Below are 17,972 nucleotides of genomic sequence, written 5' to 3'. Positions count from 1 at the left end.
GCTAGTACTCTGCAAGATACAGGGGCGTCGCCAAGCGGTAAGGCAGCAGGTTTTGATCCTGCCATGCGTTGGTTCGAATCCAGCCGCCCCTGCCATTTTCCTTCCAAGACCCACCTCAAGCCGCAGGAACTGCAGCGTGTCCAAGATGATGGTCTTCACGGGGAACGCCAACCCCGATCTGGCACGGCGCATCGTGCGCCAGCTGCACATCCCTCTCGGTGACGTCTCCGTCGGAAAATTCTCCGATGGCGAGATCAGCGTCGAAATCAACGAGAACGTACGAGGCAAGGATGTCTTCATCATCCAGCCCACCTGCGAGCCGACCAACGACAACCTGATGGAACTGGTGGTGATGGCCGATGCCTTCCGCCGCTCCTCGGCGACTCGTATCACCGCAGTCATCCCCTATTTTGGCTATGCGCGCCAGGATCGCCGTCCGCGTTCCGCGCGGGTCGCCATCAGCGCCAAGGTCGTGGCCGACATGCTGACCGTGGTGGGCATCAATCGAGTGCTCACCGTCGACCTGCACGCCGACCAGATCCAAGGCTTCTTCGATATTCCCGTGGACAACATCTACGGCTCCCCAGCCCTGGTGGATGATATCGAAGACCAGCGTTTCGAAAACCTGATGATCGTCTCCCCGGACATCGGCGGCGTGGTGCGTGCGCGTGCCGTGGCCAAGAGCCTGGGTGTGGACCTGGCGATCATCGACAAGCGTCGCCCCAAGGCCAACCAGTCGGAAGTGATGCACATCATCGGTGACATCCAGGACCGCACCTGCGTGCTGGTCGACGACATGGTCGATACCGCCGGTACCCTGTGCCACGCGGCCAAGGCCCTGAAGGAACACGGCGCCGCCAAGGTGCTGGCCTACTGCACCCACCCGGTGCTGTCGGGTCGCGCCATCGAGAACATCGACAACTCCGTGCTGGACGAACTGGTGGTGACCAACACCATCCCGTTGTCCGCCGCGGCTCAGGCCTGCAGCCGTATCCGCCAGCTGGACATCGCGCCGGTGGTGGCCGAGGCGGTACGCCGGATCAGTAACGAAGAATCCATCAGCGCGATGTTCCGTTAAGGAACAGCCGCTCTGGAAGCGCCCCGGAAGGTCGTGATGGCCTACCGGGGCTTTTTAGTCGGTAGGGCCGTAGAACTGGTCGCAAGTCTCGGTCTGCCGATTCCTTATCCTGGAGATTCACAATGGTTGATTTCACTCTGAATGCCGAAGTGCGTTCCGACCTGGGGAAAGGTGCGAGCCGCCGCCTGCGTCGTAACGCCGGTAACGTTCCTGCCGTGATCTACGGTGGCGACAAGGCCCCGACTTCCATCACCCTGGTCGGCAAAGACCTGGCCAAGATGCTGGAAAGCGAAGCTGCCTTCGCCAGCGTCATCACCCTGAAGGTTGGTGGCAGCAACGAAAGCGTACTGGTCAAGGCTCTGCAGCGTCACCCCTCCAAGGGCTACGTCATGCACGCCGACTTCCTGCGCGTCATCGCTGACCAGAAGCTGACCGCTCACGTCCCGCTGCACTTCATGAACCAGGAATCCTCCGTGGGCGTGAAGCAACAGGGTGGCGAGATCCTGCACACCATCAACGAAGTCGAAGTTTCCTGCCTGCCGAAAGACCTGCCGGAATTCATCGAAGTCGACATGGCCAAGGTCGCCCTGGACCAGATCATTCACCTGAGCGATCTGAATGTCCCGGCTGGCGTCGAGCTGGTGTCCCTGGCCCACGGCAGCGATCTGCCGGTTGCCAGCATCCACCTGCCGCGCATCCGTGAAGAAGCTGCTGACGGTGCCGAAGAAGGCGCTGCCGAGTAAGTTCTCGCACGCCTGAAAGAGAAGGGCTCCTGACATGACTGCCGTCCAACTGATCGTCGGCCTGGGTAATCCAGGCCCTGAATACGACCAGACCCGGCACAATGCAGGGGCCCTTTTCGTTGAGCGACTGGCAGCCGCCCAAGGCGCGAGCCTGGCTGTCGAGCGCAAGTATCACGGCCTCGTGGGGCGCTTTCGCCACGCGGGCAACGACGTTCGTCTGCTCATCCCCACTACCTACATGAACCGCAGCGGCCAGGCCGTGGCGGCACTCGCCGGCTTTTTCCGCATTCCGCTGGCGGCCATCCTGGTGGCCCATGACGAACTCGACCTGCCACCCGGCACCGCGCGCCTCAAGACCGGCGGCGGCCATGGCGGCCACAACGGGCTGCGCGACATCATCGCCCAGCTTGGCAATCAGAACGGTTTCCAGCGCCTGCGCCTGGGCATCGGCCATCCGGGCCACGCCAGCCTGGTCTCCAATTTCGTGCTGGGCCGCGCGCCGCGCAGCGAGCAGGAGCTGCTCGACAACAGCATCGACGCTGCCCTGGATGTCGTTCCGGAGCTGCTGGCCGGTGACCTGACCCGCGCCATGCAACGCCTGCACAGCCGCAAGGCCTGACCTACCCTACCCTCTTCCTTTTCTTCCGCGAGGACACACACCATGGGATTCAATTGCGGCATCGTCGGCCTGCCCAACGTCGGCAAGTCCACCCTGTTCAATGCCCTGACCCAATCTGGTATCGCGGCGGAAAACTTCCCTTTCTGCACCATCGAGCCCAACAGCGGCATCGTGCCCATGCCCGATGCGCGGCTGAACGCCTTGGCGGAAATCGTCAAGCCCGAGCGGGTGATCCCCACCACCATGGAATTCGTCGACATCGCCGGTCTGGTGGCGGGCGCCTCCAAGGGTGAAGGCCTGGGCAACAAGTTTCTCGCCAACATCCGCGAGACCGATGCCATCGCCCACGTGGTGCGCTGCTTCGAAGACGAGAACGTCATCCACGTGTCGAACTCGGTCGACCCCAAGCGGGACATCGAGGTGATCGACCTGGAACTGATCTTCGCCGACCTCGACAGCTGTGAGAAGCAGCTGCAGCGCGTCACCCGCAACGCCAAGGGCGGCGACAAGGAAGCCCTGGCGCAAAAGGCCCTGCTGGAAAAGCTGATCCCCCACTTCGAGGCCGGCAAGCCCGCCCGTAGCCTGCTGAAGGGCCTGGATGACGAGCAGAAGCGCCTGGTGCGCAGCTTCCACCTGCTGACCAGCAAGCCGGTGATGTACATCGCCAACGTCGCTGAAGACGGTTTCGAGAACAACCCGCACCTGGACGTGGTCCGCGCCATCGCCGAGGAAGAAGGCGCCGTGGTGGTACCGGTCTGCAACAAGATCGAGGCGGAGATCGCCGAACTGGACGACGACGAGGAAAAGCAGATGTTCCTCGAGTCCATGGGCATGGAAGAGCCGGGCCTGAACCGGGTGATCCGCGCCGGCTACGAGCTGCTCAACCTGCAGACCTACTTCACCGCCGGGGTGAAGGAAGTGCGCGCCTGGACCGTCCGCGTCGGCGCCACCGCGCCCCAGTCGGCCGCCGCCATTCACACCGACTTCGAGAAGGGCTTCATCCGCGCCGAAGTGGTGGCCTATGACGACTTCATCGCCTTCAAGGGCGAGAACGGCGCCAAGGAAGCCGGCAAGTGGCGCCTGGAAGGCAAGGAGTACATCGTCAAGGACGGTGACGTCATGCACTTCCGCTTCAACGTCTGAGTCACGGCGAACGCCAAGGCCCCCTCCTCACCGCAAGGTGGCGAGGGGGTTTTCTTTTGGGCGATCGCTTTGATGGCAGGGGTGCGACGCCACGGTCATGGGCTTACGGATTTGGCACAATGACGGCCACTCGATCGCCCGCGAAAGCCCGCCCGCTGCCTGGATGCCGCCATGAACTTCGAAGACCTGCGCCTGTTCGTCACTACCCTGAACGAGGGCAGCTTCACCGCCGCCGCCGACAAGCTGGGGCTGTCCAAGCAGTTCGTCAGTCGGCGGACCATGGCACTGGAGGAAAGTCTGGGGGTGCGGCTGCTCAATCGCACCACACGACGCCTGCAGGCGACCGAACTGGGCATGCTGCTCTATGAGCGGGCGGTGAAGATCCTCGAGGACGTCAACGACACCGAGGAGCTGTTGTCCAGCCGGCGGACCGTGCCCCAGGGCGTGCTGAGGGTCAGCGCGCCCATGACCTTCGGCACCCTGCACCTGAGCCCCCTGCTGCCGGACTTCCTCTCGGCCTATCCGCAGATCCGCCTCGAACTGGATCTCAATGACCGGGCGGTGGATCTGCTCGCCGAGGGCTACGACATGTCGATCCGCATCGGCACCCTGGCCGATTCCAGCCTGATCGCCAAGCGGCTGACCGAGATGCAGCTGGTGACCTGTGCCAGCCCGGACTATCTGCGCCAGGCGCCGCCGCTGATGGAGCCGGAGGATCTGGCCGGACACAGCTGCCTGCTCTATGGTCATGGCCGGCAGGTGGAATGGCGTTTCCAGCGTGGGGGCAAGCCGCTGGCGCTGTCCATGCAGGGTCAGCTCAGGGCCAACAACGGAGAGGTGGTAAGGGATGCGGCCATCGCCGGTCAGGGGATTGCGGTGCTGCCGACCTTCATCATCGGCGCGGCGCTGGCCTCAGGGGCGCTGGTGCAGGTGCTGGAAGACTTCGCCCTACCCAGCGCGGCGGTCTATGCGGTCTATCCCCAGCACCGCCAGTCGGCGCGCATCGTCCAGCTGTTCTCGGACTATCTGCGCGACCGGCTGACGGCGGCGCCCTGAGCACAGCGTTCAAGGCCGCGCAGCGGTACCATCAGGCAGGCGGGCATTGGTCCAACTGGGAATACCGCCCTCGACCGGGTAGCGCTTGGCCTTTTCTTCGTCCAGGTCCACACCGATACCGGGACGTTCATTGAGATAGACATAGCCGTGCTCGAAGACCGGGCTACCGGGAAAGACTTCGTAGAGCGCTTCGTTGAGCGGCGTCCATTCCTGAATGCCGAAATTGGTCGAGGCCAGATCCAGATGCAGGTTGGCGGCGATGCCGACCGGCGAGATGTCGCCCGGACCATGCCAGGCGGTACGCACGCCATGGAAGTCGGCGAAGATGGCAATCTTGCGGGCGGGTGTGAGACCGCCGACGCTACTGACGTGGCAGCGAATGAAGTCGATCAGGTTGTTTTCGATCAGCGGCTTGAATTCGTTGACGTTGGTGAAGAGTTCGCCCATGGCTAGCGGCGTCGAACTCTGGCCGCGAATCAACTTCAGCCATTCCAGCTGCTCCGGCGCCACCGGATCCTCCAGGAAGAACAGCTGGTGAGCCTCCAGATTCTTCGCCAGTTGTACGGCGGCGATGGGGGCGATGCGTTCATGGACGTCATGGATGAACTCCACGCCAAAGCCCAGGCTGCTGCGCAGGTGATCGAACAATTTTGGCACGGCGCGCACATAGGCGTCAGGATCGAAGTAGATGCCAGGCGTCTTTTCACGTGGCGAGCGCTTGGGCTGAATGTTGCGGGCCTTGGCCAGCTTGCCGGCGATCAGCTTGAGGTCTTCGGTACCGGAACCGCCGTACATGCCCATCTGGCAGCGCACGTGCTGATAACCTTGCTCCATTGCCGCGCGTACACTGTCTTCGACGGCGATTTCATCCTCGCCGTCGCAGTGGCGGTACAGTGGAATGCCATCGCGGCAACGGCCACCGAATAATTCGTACACCGGTAGACCCGCCACCTTGCCCTTGATGTCCCAGAGCGCCATGTCGATCCCGGAGAGGGCATTGTTCATGACCGGACCGTTGCGCCAGTAGCCGCTCACCGCCGCGGATTGCCAGATGTCTTCGATACGCCGCGCGTCCTTACCAATCAGAAAGGGCTTGAGGTACTGCTCGACAGCGGCCTCGACGGCAAAGATGCGCTGGGTAAAGGTCGCGCAACCCAGGCCATAGAGACCCGGCTGATTCGTCTCGATCTTGACCACTACCAGGTCGATGCCGCCCGGGGCGGTCAGAATGGTCTTTACGTTGGTGATCGTTAGGGCTTCCAAGGGACCTCCTAAGGGCGTCGTGGAGCGTCCTGCGCTTGCAGGGCGTCAAGATTGCTGCTCATGGCGTCGTTGAGGGTGCGCGCCGCGGCCTCGGCATCGCGATGCTTTAGGGCGAGATAGACCTGGATGTGGGCATTGACGCTTTCCAGGGTGATGCCCAAAACGCGATTGAGCTCTTCGAGGTAGTAGAGATACAGCGGACGGATCGCATCCATCGCGCGGATGAAGATCTTGTTGTGCGACGCCAGCGTGATGGCGTAGTGGAACTCGAAATCGGCCTGGGAGTAACGCGCATAGTCGTCCTTGCTCACCAGCATCCGATTGAGCGCCTCTTCCAGGCGCAGCAGATCCGCTTCGGTAGCATGGGTCACCGCCAGCGCCATGCAGCGGAACTCGACGGTTTCGCGAAACACCCTCATGTCGTCGAATTCGTCGCGCGACAGATGCATGATCGGCCGATTGTCGCTAGGCAAGCCGTGGCGAGCGAGATCCTCGATGACGAAGGTCCCCTTGCCCTGGTGGCTGACCACGATGCCCAGCCCGCGCAGGCGTTGCACCGCACTGCGTACGGTAACCCGGCTCACGCCGAAGGCCTGAATCAGCTCGCTTTCCGACGGCAACTTGCCGCCCGGTGGCCAGGTGCCCTCCTGAATCGTGCGCTTCATGCGCTCATAGATGGCGTCGACAGTGTTCTCGGTCGTCATGGATGACTGGGCTCGAAGCGGTAATTTGGACTTATATTATAGGCTGAAAAAAGGCTGTCCCATCAGCTAGCCTTCTAAAAACTTATCATATAAGTATTTTGGATAACCAGCCCTCTAGGGCTTATCAGGTCGATATTCGAAAAAAATATGGGCACCCAAGGCAGGCGAGGCATCTTGATACTTATATGATAAGCTGAGATAGTGAGGGTCAATAGAAAAACAATAGACACCCGAGAGGTATTCCTATGGCTTCCCTGTTCGATCTCAGCGGATCCACCGCCCTCGTCACCGGCTCGACCCGCGGGTTGGGTTTTGCCTACGCCCAAGGCCTGGCCGAAGCGGGCGCGCGCGTCATTCTCAACGGCACTCAGCCGCAACGCCTGCAAGCGGCCTTGGGCCGCCTGAGTGCGAGCGGTCACGATGCCCTGGGCGCCTGCTTCGACGTCGCCGACGAAAACGCGGTCGAAGCCGCATTCGCTGCCTGGGACGAGCAAGGCGTCGAGATAGACGTCGTGATCAACAATGCCGGTATCCAGCATCGGGAACCGCTGCTTGAGGTGTCCCTGGCCGACTGGCAGCGGGTACTAGACGTCAACCTCAATAGCGCTTTTCTGGTTGGCCGCGCCGCCGCGCGGCGCATGATCGCACGCGGGCGCGGCGGCAAAATCATCAACATCGGTTCGCTCACCAGCGAAGCGGCTCGGGCAACCGTGGCGCCCTATACCGCCGCCAAGGGCGGCGTGAAAATGCTGACCAAGGCGATGGCCGCTGAATGGGCCGAATTCGATATCCAGTGCAACGGCATCGGCCCCGGCTACATCCTGACCGACATGAATGCCGCGCTGGTCGAGAATCTGGAATTCGATCGCTGGGTCAAGGCCAGCAATCCGACCCATCGATGGGGCAAACCGGAAGAGTTGGTGGGAACCGCGGTGTTCCTGGCCGCGCCCGCCTCGCGCTATGTCAACGGGCAGATGGTGTACGTGGACGGTGGCTGGCTGGCCACGCTCTAGCCCCACCGCCGCCTCGCACCCTCTCGTCTAACCCGACAATGCACAAGAAAGGGCGATTCATGAAACCGACTCGCGCGCGTCTGTGGATCTTGGCCATGTTGTTTGTGGTCACTGCCATCAACTACATGGATCGGGCCAACTTGGCGGTGGCCGGCTCGGCCATCCAGGCCGAATTCGGTCTGACCGCCACTCAACTCGGCCTGCTGTTTTCCACCTTTACCTGGTTCTATGCCATGAGCCAGATTCCGGTGGGCTACCTGCTCGATCGCGTCGGGCCACGACTGCTCTACGGCTACGCCATCATCCTCTGGAGTCTGTTCACCCTGCTGATGGGCTTTGCCTCCCATCATCTGTTCGCCAGCGCTGCCGCCTCCTTTGCCATGCTGCTGGTGTGCCGCGCGCTGGTTGGGGTGGCCGAAGCGCCGTCCTTTCCGTCGAACACCAAGATCATCGCCACCTGGTTTCCCGATCACGAACGCGCACGGGCCACGGCCACCTACTCCAGCGCCCAGTACATCGGCCTGGCCGTGCTGACGCCGGTGCTCTCCTGGATCGTGCTGACCTGGGGCTGGGAGGCGTCGTTCTATATTTCAGGGGCAGTGGGCATCGTCTTCGGGATCTACTGGCTGATGGCCTACCGCGATCCGCGCGAGAGCACCCGGGTCAACGCGGCTGAACTGGAGCACATCCGCGCCGGTGGCGGCGACGCCCAGGTGCCGGGCAACCGCAAGACCAAGGTGAGTTGGCGTGACATCGGCTACCTCCTGCGGCAGCGGACACTGTGGGGCCTTTTCATCGCCCAGTTCGCCGCGTCCTCGACGCTGTACTTCTTTCTGACCTGGTTCATCGTCTACCTGGAGAAAGGCCTGGGCCTGACCATCGCCAAGGCCGGCATAGGCGCCATGTTTCCCTACCTCATGGCCATGTGTGGCGTGCTCTGCGGCGGAGTGCTCAGCGATTTCCTGCTCAAGCGTGGCCATTCCCGCACCCTGGCGCGCAAGCTGCCCGTCATGCTCGGACTTGCGGTGACCACCAGCATCTGCCTGGTCAACTTCTTTGAAGACCAACCCGTCATCGCCATCGCCATCCTCTCGTTGGCGTTTTTCGCCAATGCCTTTTCCAATTTGGGCTGGGTGGTATGCAGCGATGTGATACCGCGCCATCTCATCGGCACGGTGGGCGGCTTTCTCAACGTCTTCGGCAATCTGTCAGGCGTCGTCAGCCCCCTGGTGATCGGTGTGCTGCTCGAACGTACCCACAGCTTTCAATACGCGATGTTCTATATCGCCGGCGTGGCCCTGGCCGGCCTGCTGGCCTATTGCTTCCTGGTCGGGCGCATCGAGGTGATCGCCCTGCCGGAACAGCGCAAGACCGCTGCCGACACCGGCCCATCCGGACTTCGCCCTTCATCCCAGACCCCAGGAGGCTGATCATGGCGCTGCAAACGATAGACAACCAGGCGTGCGTGGCCCACGGCGCCAAAGACGTGCGCGTGGAAACCCAGCAACTGAGCTTCGATCCCGCGACCCAGGTGCTGGTAAGAGTCGCCCGTGGAGGAATCTGTGGTTCCGATCTGCACTACTATCAGCATGGCCGGGCCGGGATGTCGATTCTCAAGCACCCACTGGTACTTGGCCACGAATTCGTCGGGGTAGTGGAACAGATACCGCCCTTGAATGGCCTGGACCTGCATGTCGGGCAGCGTGTCGCTATCAATCCCTCGCAACCGTGCAACGCCTGCACGCTGTGTCTACAAGGCAAGCGCAACCTCTGCCGCCGGATGAAATTCATGGGTAGCGCGCAGTTCGATCCCCATGTCGATGGCGGCTTTCGCGACCGGGTGGCCGTGTCGCCACACCAGTGCATCGCCTATGCCGCAGCGGCGCGTGACGAGGTGATGGTGTTCGCCGAACCGCTGGCGGTGGCACTCCACGCCGTCACCCAGGCCGGTGATTTGCTGGGCAAGCGGGTGCTAGTGACCGGCTCTGGCCCCATCGGTTGCCTGGTGATGGCGGTCGCGCGGCTGGCTGGCGCCAGCGAAGTGATAGGTACGGACGTCAGCGAGCGCTGTCGCGAACTGGCGCAGGCCATGGGCGCCGACCGGGTGGTCGATCCGCTGGACCAGAATGCGGTAGCCGCCTGGGAGGCTGACGGCGGCTATTTCGACGTGACCTTCGAAGCCTCGGGGGCGCCCGCGGCCATTGCCTCCACCGTTCAGTTCACCGCGCCCAAGGGCCGCATCGTGCAGCTGGGCATGGGCGCCGCTCGGGTGGAATTGCCGCTCGGTGCCCTGCTGGTAAAGGAGATCGAACTCGTCGGCTCCTTTCGCTTCATCGACGAATTCACCACGGCGGTGCGTTGGCTGGAAAGTGGCAGACTCGACCCCTTGCCACTGCTCTCGGCACAGTTTCCGGCACAGGACATTACCGCTGCCCTGGAGCTTGCTGGCGACAAAGCCAAGGCAGCCAAGGTCCAGTTGGTGCTCGGCTAGGATGGAACGACCGCTACCTGGCTGCAATTCTCCGACGGCGATCCGAGCCGCTGGCTGATCGGCGCCACTTGCAGGCGAACACCGCGGCGCTGGATTTGCCAGCGCATACCCTGCATGCGATTCATGCCCGGGTTTGGCGCTGGCGCAGCAGGAACAGGCCCCAGACCGCCAGCGCCGTGGCCGCCAGCAGGCAGCCGGCCAGGCTCACGCCGGTCCAGCCGAAGTGCTCGTACAGCCGCGCCGACAGCAGCGAGCCCAGGGAGCCGCCAAGGAAGTAGCCGGTCATGTAGCCGGCGTTGAGGCGGCTGCGGGCTTCCGGACGGAGGCGGTAGACCACGTTCTGGTTGCTGACGTGGCTGAGCTGCACCGCGAGATCCAATACCAGGATGCCGAGCAGTAGCGCCGCCAAGGACGTCTGGGCGAAGGCCAGGGGCAGCCAGGCCAATACCATGGCCGCCAGGCCGATACTGGTGGCGAGACCACCCTTGCCCTGGTCGGCCATGCGCCCGGCCAGGTTGGCGGCCAGGGCGCCCACCGCGCCGGCGAGACCGAACAGGCCGATGGTACCGTCGCTGAAGCCATAGGGCTCGGCGGCCAGCAGAAAGGCCAGGGGCGTCCAGAACACCGCGAAGACGGCGAAACCCAGGCAGCCCAGCAGGGTACGCAGGCGGTGCAGGGGTTCGTCGCGCAAGAGCACGAACACCGAGCCCAGCAGGCGCGGATAGCTCAGGCCCGCCGACTGCTGATAGCGCGGCAGTGCCAGGCGCAGGGCCAGGGCGGTCGCCAGCATCAGGCCAGCCGCTACGGCGTAGACGGTGCGCCAGTCGCCCAGGGAGGAAAGCGCCCCGGCCACGGTGCGCGCCAACAGGATGCCGAGGATGAGGCCACTCATCACCGTGCCCACCGCCCTGCCCCGCTGCTCCGGCGCGGCCAGGGTGGCGGCGAAGGGCACCAGCACCTGGGCCACTACCGAGAAGAGCCCGGTCATGGCGGTGCCCACTAGCAGCCAGGTCAGGCTGGTGGCGGTGGCGCTCAGGGCCAGGCCGGCGGCGGCGATCACGCTCATGGTCACGATCAGCCGGCGCCGCTCCAGCAGATCGCCGAGGGGCACCAGCAGCAGGAGACCGGCGGCATAGCTGAGCTGGGCGGTGGTGACGATGCTGCCCGCCTGGGTGTAGCTCAGGTCGAAGCGCTGGGCGATGGTGTGCAGCAGCGGCTGATTGTAGTAGTTGCTGGCCACGGCGATGCCGGTGGCGACCGCCATGAGCAGGGTCAGCCAGCGGCTGAGGGGTGGCGTGGGAGTCGACATCCGCAGGGTCCGGGGAGGGAAAGGCCGATCAGTATCGGACAACAACAGCTATCGGTTAAATGAATCGTTAAGATAATCCCGATCTCATTTCAAGATAGAACCCATGAATCTCAAGCAGTTGGAGTTCGCCGTCGCCCTGGCCGAGGAGCGCCACTTCACCCGGGCCGCCGAACGCTGCCACGTGGTGCAGTCGGCGCTCAGCCACCAGATCGCCCGGCTGGAGGCCGAGTTGGGCGCCACCCTGTTCGAACGCCTGCCGCGCCAGGTACTCGTCACCCCGGCGGGCGAGGCCCTGCTGGTCCATGCCCGTCAGGCGCTAGCGGCGGTGGAAAGGGCGCAGCAGGACGTGGCCGCCGCGGTCGGCACCATTCGCGGCACCCTGACGGTCGGCCTGATCTCCTCGGTGCCCCGCCTGGATATCGTCGAGTTGCTGGCCACCTTCCATGCCCGCCATCCTCAGGTGGACATCCGGCTGCGCCAGGACAAGAGCGAGACGCTGCTGGCGGCGGTGCGCGAGCGGCAATTGGATTTCGCCCTGATCGGCCTGTCCCGCCAGGTGACCCTGGAGGCGGTGGCCAGCCGTCTGCTGCTCAGCGAGGAGCTGGTGGCGGTGCTGCCGGCAGGACACGTTCTGGCCAGACGCGAGCGACTCTCTCTGCATGAGCTGATGGATCTGCCGTTGGTGGACCTGCCCGCCGGCAGCGGGGCGCGGCGGCAGACCGATGAGGCCTTCGCCGCCCTGGGCCTGCCCCATCGCGTGCGCTTCGAGACGAGCAATATGCAGCTGCTGGAACGCTTTGTCCGTCGTGGGCTGGCGATCGGGCTGGTGCCTCACAGTATCGCCATCACCTTCGTGGGTCTGGCCCAGGTACCGGTCAGCGATGCCCCGCAGCGTAACGTCCATGCGATCTGGTCGCCGTTGCCGACACCGGCGGCGCGGGAATTCTTGCGGGTATTGGAAGAAGCCTTGGTGGACTAGCCTTCGCTCACCGGTATACGGCGGACGAAAGTCCCTACCCGCCAGGCCAGTTGTTCGCCCTGGCACTGCACCAGCAGATTGCGCACTGGATAGGACTGACCGGCGACGCTGGCCTCGGCCTGGGCTTCGCTGGCGCCATCGAGGTGGTTGCGGGCAAGGACCTGGTAGCTGCCGGTGGGACAGCGCGCGGCCGCCTCGCCGGCGCAGCCGGACCAGCTGCCGAACACCCCGTTGCACTGCACCAGGTAGGCCGTGTGGCCGTCCTTGAGATAGGCGTTGTGTGAACTGGCGCAACCGGCCAGCAGGGCGAGGAAGCCGGCGCAGGCCAGCAGGCGAAGGGCATTGCGGAAGGTGACGAGGTTCATGGGAGGGGCTCCGGAAGACATGCAGCCATCCTAGAAAGCCAACCCCTTCGCCAATAAATCGTACCGGCGGATAGCGCTTATCGATGCCGCTGATAGCCCGAATCGCTAGGACGTCTCGCCCATGAATTTGACGATCTCGCCGCGCAGCCAGCGCTCTCCTGGGTCCAGGTCTTGAGCGGCGCGCCAGACCAGCGACAGCTTCGCCGGAACGATGGGAAACGGCGGTTCCTCGATGCGCAGACTGCCACTGGCGGCCAGCGCCTGGGCGGCATAGTCGGGCACTGTGGCGAGCAGGTCGCTGCCCGCCAGCAAGGCGCCGAGACCGTTGAAATGGGGCACGCCCAGGGCCACCTTGCGGCTGCGCCCGAGGCGCGCCAGGTCGTCGTCGATGTTGCCGCAGAGATCGCCGGACATCGACACCAGCACATGGGGCCGCGCGCAATAGTCATCCAGGGTCAGGGGCGCGGGATCGCGGTCGGCGCGCACCACCAGGGCGCGGATGTGCCTCAGGGTGCGGCACTTGGCGTTGGCCGGCAGCTGGGTGGTGTAGCTGATACCCAGGGAGACTTCGCCACTGGCCAGCAGGCCGGGCAGCAGCAGGAAGTTGGCGTTGCGCACCACCAGCACGCAGTGTGGCGCCACCTCGCGCAGGTGGGCCAGCAGCGGCGGCAGCAGGCCGCACTCGACATCGTCGGACATGCCCAGGCGAAAGACCGCACGGCTGGCACCGGGATCGAAGTCGTCGACCTCGCTGAGGGCATTGGACAGACCGTCCAGGGCCGGTTGCAGACGGGCGAGGATGGCCAGGGCGCGCGGCGTGGGTTCCATGGTGCGGCCACTGCGCACCAGCAGCGGATCGTCGAAGAATTGCCGCAGGCGCACCAGGGCGGCGCTGATGGCCGGCTGGCCGAGAAAGAGTTTTTCCGCGGTGCGGGTGAGATTGCGCTCGTGCATCAGGCTTTCGAACACCACCAAGAGGTGCAGGTCGATGCGGCGCAGGTCGTTGCGGTTCACGGCGTCCCTCCGCGAAGGTCTGGCAGGGATGGTCCGGCGCCGAGGGAGGCGCCGGACCATCGTTCCCCTTACTTGGCGGACAGCTTGGCGTAGCTGGTCATCAGGTTGCGGTAGTTGGGGATGTGGTTGGACAGCAGGGCACCCAGGCCCTCGATGTCGTTGCGCCAGTCGCGGTGCAGTTCGCAAGCGACGCTGAACCAGTTCATCAGTTGCACGCCGGCGGCGCTCATGCGCGCCCAGGCAGCCTGCTGCACGGTCTTGTCAAAGGTGCCGGAGGCATCGGTCACCACGAAGACGTCGAAGCCTTCGGCAATGGCCGCCAGTGCCGGGAAGGTCACGCAGACATCGGTCACCACGCCGGCGATGATCAGCTGCTTGCGGCCGGTGGCCTTGATGGCGGCGACGAAGTCTTCGTTGTCCCAGGCGTTGATCTGGCCGGGCCGGGCGATGTACGGCGCCTCGGGGAACAGCTCGACCAGCTCGGGCACCAGCGGGCCGTTGGGGCCCTGCTCGAAGCTGGTGGTGAGGATGGTGGGCAGGCCAAAGAACTTGGCGCTGTTGGCCAGGGCCAGGACGTTGTTCTTGAAGTCGCTGGGGGTGAAATCCTGGACCAGCGAGATCAGACCGGCCTGGTGGTCGATCAGCAGGACGACGGCATCGTTCTTGTCGAGACGGTTGTAGGGCTTGCTCATGGTGGAGTCCTCGGGGGAGTGGTGGTACTTGGGGGTGAAGGGCGGCGTCAGGCGCCGCCCAGGAGATGACGGATGGCGATGGGTACGTCAGGGGTCTGGTACTGCCGCGCCGCCGCTTCCAGGCGCTGTTCGCCCTGGGTGACGCGGTGGTGGTGGCGCAGGTGCTCCAGCCAGGATTCATCGCAGAAGAATTCCTGCCAGCGGCGTGGTTCGGCGCTGTCCTGCAGCAGGGCCCAGGAGAAGGCACCGTTGCGCCGGCGCATGGCGCCGACCGCCTGCATCGCCTGGCGAAAGGCCGGACCATGCTCGGGGGCGATGTCGTACTCCAGGGTGACCATCACCGGACCGCGTTCGCGATCCAGGGAGTCGTCGAGGATCGGCGCCGGCCAGTGCAGCGAAGGGGCGATGTCGGCCGCCGGGGTGACCGGCAGACGCAGGCGCCAGGTCAGCCCGATCCCGGCCAGCAGCACCCCGGCCGCCGCGCTCAGCGCCAGACTCAGGGAGAAGTGACTGGCCAGGGCGCCCCAGAGCAAGCCGCCCAGGGCGCTGGTGCCAAAGAACACCAGGATGTAGACGGCCAGGGCACGGGCGCGCACCCAGCCGGGCACGGCGGTCTGGGCCGCCACCTGCAGGCTGGAGAGCACGGCGATCCAGGCCAAACCGCTGACCAGCATGACCGGCAGCAGCCAGGCGAAGTCGCGAATCCAGGCCAGGCCGAGCAGCACGCCGGCATAGAGCGCACTGGCACCGGCCACCAGCAGGTCGCTGGACAGCCGTTCGCGCAGCCGCGGCAGGAGCATGGCGCCGCCGATGGCACCCAGGCCGACGCACCCGAGCAGGATGCCGAAATCCAGGGCGGTGCCCTGCAGAGCCTGGCGCACCAGCAGTGGCAACAGGGCCATGCCGGCGCTGGCGCCGAGGAAAAACGCGGCGGTCCGGGCCAGCACCACCTGCAGCTGGAGCGAGCTGCGGGCATAGCGGAGGCCGACCCGGACGGCGCCCAGGAGGCGCTCCGCGGGCAGCACGGCGGCTGCAGGTTGGCGTCGCCAGGTCAGGAGCGCGACGATCACGGCAAGGAAGGAAACGGCGTTAAGGGCGAAGGTCAGCCAGGGGCCGGCCAGGCTGACCAGCACCCCGGCGAGCGCTGGGCCCAGGGCGCGGGCCACGTTCATGCCCAGGCTGGACAGGGCGATGGCCGCCGGCAGCTCGCGCTTGTCCACCAGCTCGGGCGTCAGCGCCGACCAGGCCGGTAGCATCAGCGCCGTGCCCACGCCCATGGCCAGGGTCAGCCCCAGGAGCAGCGGTACGGTCATCCAGCCGGCCAGGGTCAGCCCGGCCAGAGCCAGGGCCATCGTGGCCATCCACAGCTGCACGCCGAGCAGGTAGCGGCGGCGGTCGACGATGTCGGCCAGGGCACCGGCCGGCAGTGCCAGCAGGAACATCGGCAACGCTCCCGCCACCTGGACCAGGGCCACCGCCAGGGGACTGGCCGACAGCGAGGTCATCAGCCAGCCGGCGCCTACCTCGTGCATCCAGGTACCGATGTTGGACGCGATGCTGGCCAGCCACAGCCAGCGAAAGGTGCGCTGGCGCAGGGGCTGCCAGGGCGAGGCGGTGTTGGGAGTCAGGGCGGCGGCGGTCATGGCGGACGCTCCTCAGAAGCTGAAGCAGGAGCAGCCGAAGGCGCCCCAGAAGCCACTGAAGTCGCTCACCGGCACCTGGCTCTGGCGCGCCCGCTCATGGCCGTGACCATGCACGGAACAGGCGCCGGCGCACTGGTGCACGGCAGCCTGCAGGGGCGCGCCAGGCTTCCAGTGGCCGGGCACCTTGACCACGGGCGACCAGTCCGGCGTGACCGGCAAGGGCGCCGGGCCGAGGCGATCGAACTCCTCGGCACCATGGACGATGCGGCCGCCGACCACGGTCAGCACCGACTCCAGGTGCTTGATGGCCTCTTCCTCGACGGTGAAGAAGTCCGCCGAGAGCACTGCCACGTCGGCCAGCTGGCCCACCCGCAACTGGCCCTTCCGGCCCTGTTCCGAGGAGAACCAGGCACTGCCCTGGGTGAACAGCTGCAGGGCGGTGGCCCGCGGCAGGCCCTCCTGATAGAGCGCCAGGCCGCCGACGGTACGGCCGCTGACCATCCAGTACAGTGAGGTCCAGGGGTTATAGCTGGAGACGCGGGTGGCATCGGTCCCCGCCCCTACCGGTACGCCTTCGGCGAGCATCCGCTGGATCGGCGGGGTCTGCTCGGCGGCCTTGGCACCATAGCGGTCGACGAAGTATTCGCCTTGGAAGGCCATGCGGTCCTGGATGGCGATGCCGCCGCCGAGGGCCTTGACCCGCTCGATGTTGCGCGGACTGATGGTCTCGGCGTGGTCGAAGAACCAGGGCAGCCCGTTGAAGGGCACGTCGCGATTGACCCGCTCGAAGACGTCGAGCATGCGCGAGATGGATTCGTCGTAGGTGGCGTGCAGGCGGAACGGCCAGCGTTGCTCCACCAGGTGGCGCACCACGGGCTCCAGATCGGCCTCCATGGTGGACGGCAGGTCAGGACGCGGTTCGAGGAAGTCTTCGAAATCGGCCGCCGAGAAGGCCAGCATCTCGCCAGCGCCGTTGTGTCTCAGGAAGTCGGTGCCCTGGTGCAGGGTGACGCTGCTGGTCCAGTTCCTGAAGTCGGCCAGCTCTTCCTTGGGCCTCTGGGTGAAGAGGTTGTAGGCGATGCGTACGGTGAGCTGGTCGGCATCGGCCAGCTCCTGGATGACCTGGTAGTCGTCCGGGTAGTTCTGGAAGCCGCCGCCGGCGTCGATGGCGCTGGTCAGGCCCAGGCGATTGAGCTCACGCATGAACTGGCGGGTGGAGTTGACCTGGTATTCCAGCGGCAGCTTGGGCCCCTTGGCCAGGGTGGCGTAGAGGATCATGGCGTTGGGCCGGGCGATGAGCATGCCGGTGGGCTCGCCCCGGGCGTCGCGCTGGATCTCGCCGCCTGGCGGATTGGGCGTGTCCTTGGTGTAGCCCACGACACGCAGGGCGGCGCGGTTGAGCAGGGCCCGGTCATAGAGGTGCAGGATGAACACCGGGGTGTCCGGCGCGGCCTGGTTGAGCTCTTCCAGGGTCGGCAGACGGCGCTCGGCGAACTGGAATTCGTTCCAGCCGCCCACCACCCGTACCCATTGGGGCGCCGGGGTGCGCTCGGCCTGGTCCTTGAGCATGCGCAGGGCGTCGGCCAGCGAGGGCACGCCTTCCCAGCGCAGCTCCAGGTTGTAGTTGAGGCCACCGCGGATCAGGTGCAGGTGGGAGTCGTTGAGGCCCGGGATGGCGCGGCGACCGCGCAGGTCGACCACCTGGGTGCCCGGGCCGCGATGGGCCATGACGTCGCTGTCGCTACCCACGGCAAGAAAGACGCCGTCCTTGATGGCGACCGCGGTCGCCTCGGGGCGCTCGGGATCGACGGTGTGGAGCTTGCCGTTGTGCAGGATCAGATCGGCGTGTTGCATGTGGCC

Annotated in this window: 17 protein-coding genes and 1 tRNA gene; 10 read left to right on the top strand and 8 right to left on the bottom strand. The window is 65.2% G+C overall.

Features of this window, described 5'->3' with window-relative positions:
- Positions 1-20 precede the first annotated feature (20 nt).
- The 6 genes from PJ259_RS18915 to PJ259_RS18890 all read left to right on the top strand — a co-directional run bounded on the left by PJ259_RS18915 (position 21) and on the right by PJ259_RS18890 (position 4,639).
- A tRNA-Gln gene (locus PJ259_RS18915) sits at positions 21-95 on the top strand.
- A gap of 41 nt (positions 96-136) precedes the next feature.
- Positions 137-1,078, top strand: a complete 942-nt coding sequence (locus PJ259_RS18910; protein WP_017641089.1) for a ribose-phosphate pyrophosphokinase — start codon at positions 137-139, stop codon at positions 1,076-1,078.
- A 122-nt stretch (positions 1,079-1,200) separates the two neighbouring features.
- Positions 1,201-1,821, top strand: a complete 621-nt coding sequence (locus PJ259_RS18905; protein WP_271653807.1) for a 50S ribosomal protein L25/general stress protein Ctc — start codon at positions 1,201-1,203, stop codon at positions 1,819-1,821.
- A 34-nt stretch (positions 1,822-1,855) separates the two neighbouring features.
- Positions 1,856-2,440 (top strand): aminoacyl-tRNA hydrolase, encoded by a 585-nt coding sequence (gene pth, locus PJ259_RS18900; protein ID WP_059313445.1) that lies wholly within the window; start codon positions 1,856-1,858, stop codon positions 2,438-2,440.
- 42 nt (positions 2,441-2,482) lie between these two features.
- On the top strand, positions 2,483-3,583 hold the full coding sequence (ychF, locus tag PJ259_RS18895) for a redox-regulated ATPase YchF (RefSeq protein ID WP_059313444.1): 1,101 nt from the start codon (positions 2,483-2,485) through the stop codon (positions 3,581-3,583).
- Between the two features lie 171 nt (positions 3,584-3,754).
- The gene (locus PJ259_RS18890; protein ID WP_271653806.1) at positions 3,755-4,639 is read left to right on the top strand and encodes a LysR family transcriptional regulator; all 885 of its coding nucleotides are present in this window, start codon (positions 3,755-3,757) and stop codon (positions 4,637-4,639) included.
- Positions 4,640-4,648: 9 nt separating this feature from the next.
- Here PJ259_RS18890 and PJ259_RS18885 read toward each other — a convergent pair whose 3' ends face one another.
- The gene (locus tag PJ259_RS18885) at positions 4,649-5,902 is read right to left on the bottom strand and encodes an enolase C-terminal domain-like protein (protein WP_271653805.1); all 1,254 of its coding nucleotides are present in this window, start codon (positions 5,900-5,902) and stop codon (positions 4,649-4,651) included.
- A gap of 8 nt (positions 5,903-5,910) precedes the next feature.
- A complete protein-coding gene (locus PJ259_RS18880; RefSeq protein WP_271653804.1) occupies positions 5,911-6,606 on the bottom strand; it encodes a FadR/GntR family transcriptional regulator in 696 nt (231 codons plus the stop codon).
- 245 nt (positions 6,607-6,851) lie between these two features.
- On the opposite strand from PJ259_RS18880, the gene PJ259_RS18875 reads away from it, so the two are divergent.
- From PJ259_RS18875 to idnD, 3 genes are all read left to right on the top strand, one after another.
- Positions 6,852-7,619: an SDR family oxidoreductase gene (locus PJ259_RS18875; RefSeq protein ID WP_271653803.1), complete on the top strand. Its 768-nt coding sequence runs from the start codon at positions 6,852-6,854 to the stop codon at positions 7,617-7,619.
- 95 nt (positions 7,620-7,714) lie between these two features.
- A complete protein-coding gene (locus PJ259_RS18870) occupies positions 7,715-9,049 on the top strand; it encodes an MFS transporter (RefSeq protein ID WP_271653802.1) in 1,335 nt (444 codons plus the stop codon).
- 2 nt (positions 9,050-9,051) lie between these two features.
- On the top strand, positions 9,052-10,110 hold the full coding sequence (gene idnD, locus PJ259_RS18865; RefSeq protein WP_271653801.1) for an L-idonate 5-dehydrogenase: 1,059 nt from the start codon (positions 9,052-9,054) through the stop codon (positions 10,108-10,110).
- A 121-nt stretch (positions 10,111-10,231) separates the two neighbouring features.
- Here idnD and PJ259_RS18860 read toward each other — a convergent pair whose 3' ends face one another.
- The gene (locus PJ259_RS18860) at positions 10,232-11,419 is read right to left on the bottom strand and encodes an MFS transporter (RefSeq protein ID WP_271653800.1); all 1,188 of its coding nucleotides are present in this window, start codon (positions 11,417-11,419) and stop codon (positions 10,232-10,234) included.
- A gap of 103 nt (positions 11,420-11,522) precedes the next feature.
- Between PJ259_RS18860 and PJ259_RS18855 the strand changes: the two genes are divergently transcribed.
- Positions 11,523-12,398: a LysR substrate-binding domain-containing protein gene (locus PJ259_RS18855; RefSeq protein ID WP_271653799.1), complete on the top strand. Its 876-nt coding sequence runs from the start codon at positions 11,523-11,525 to the stop codon at positions 12,396-12,398.
- Here the strand turns inward: PJ259_RS18855 and PJ259_RS18850 are convergent.
- The 5 genes from PJ259_RS18850 to PJ259_RS18830 form a co-directional block, all read right to left on the bottom strand.
- Positions 12,395-12,763 carry a hypothetical protein gene (locus PJ259_RS18850; RefSeq protein WP_271653798.1) on the bottom strand — a complete coding sequence of 123 codons (369 nt, stop codon included), beginning with the start codon at positions 12,761-12,763 and terminating at the stop codon, positions 12,395-12,397. The genes PJ259_RS18855 and PJ259_RS18850 overlap by 4 nt on opposite strands.
- Before the next feature lie 105 nt (positions 12,764-12,868).
- Positions 12,869-13,777 carry a LysR family transcriptional regulator gene (locus PJ259_RS18845; protein ID WP_271653797.1) on the bottom strand — a complete coding sequence of 303 codons (909 nt, stop codon included), beginning with the start codon at positions 13,775-13,777 and terminating at the stop codon, positions 12,869-12,871.
- Between the two features lie 68 nt (positions 13,778-13,845).
- The gene (gene ycaC / locus PJ259_RS18840; RefSeq protein ID WP_017641105.1) at positions 13,846-14,469 is read right to left on the bottom strand and encodes an isochorismate family cysteine hydrolase YcaC; all 624 of its coding nucleotides are present in this window, start codon (positions 14,467-14,469) and stop codon (positions 13,846-13,848) included.
- Between the two features lie 47 nt (positions 14,470-14,516).
- A complete protein-coding gene (locus tag PJ259_RS18835) occupies positions 14,517-16,112 on the bottom strand; it encodes an MFS transporter (RefSeq protein ID WP_271653796.1) in 1,596 nt (531 codons plus the stop codon).
- A gap of 12 nt (positions 16,113-16,124) precedes the next feature.
- Positions 16,125-17,966, bottom strand: coding sequence for an amidohydrolase (locus tag PJ259_RS18830; RefSeq protein ID WP_271653795.1), 1,842 nt, complete (start codon positions 17,964-17,966; stop codon positions 16,125-16,127).
- Positions 17,967-17,972 lie beyond the last annotated feature (6 nt).

It is taken from the genome of Pseudomonas sp. JBR1 (assembly GCF_028198185.1).
In the GTDB taxonomy this organism is placed as follows: domain Bacteria; phylum Pseudomonadota; class Gammaproteobacteria; order Pseudomonadales; family Pseudomonadaceae; genus Chryseomonas; species Chryseomonas oryzihabitans_E.
The sequence above is the reverse complement of the archived record's forward strand: the minus strand, read 5'-3'. Positions and strand labels throughout refer to the sequence as shown.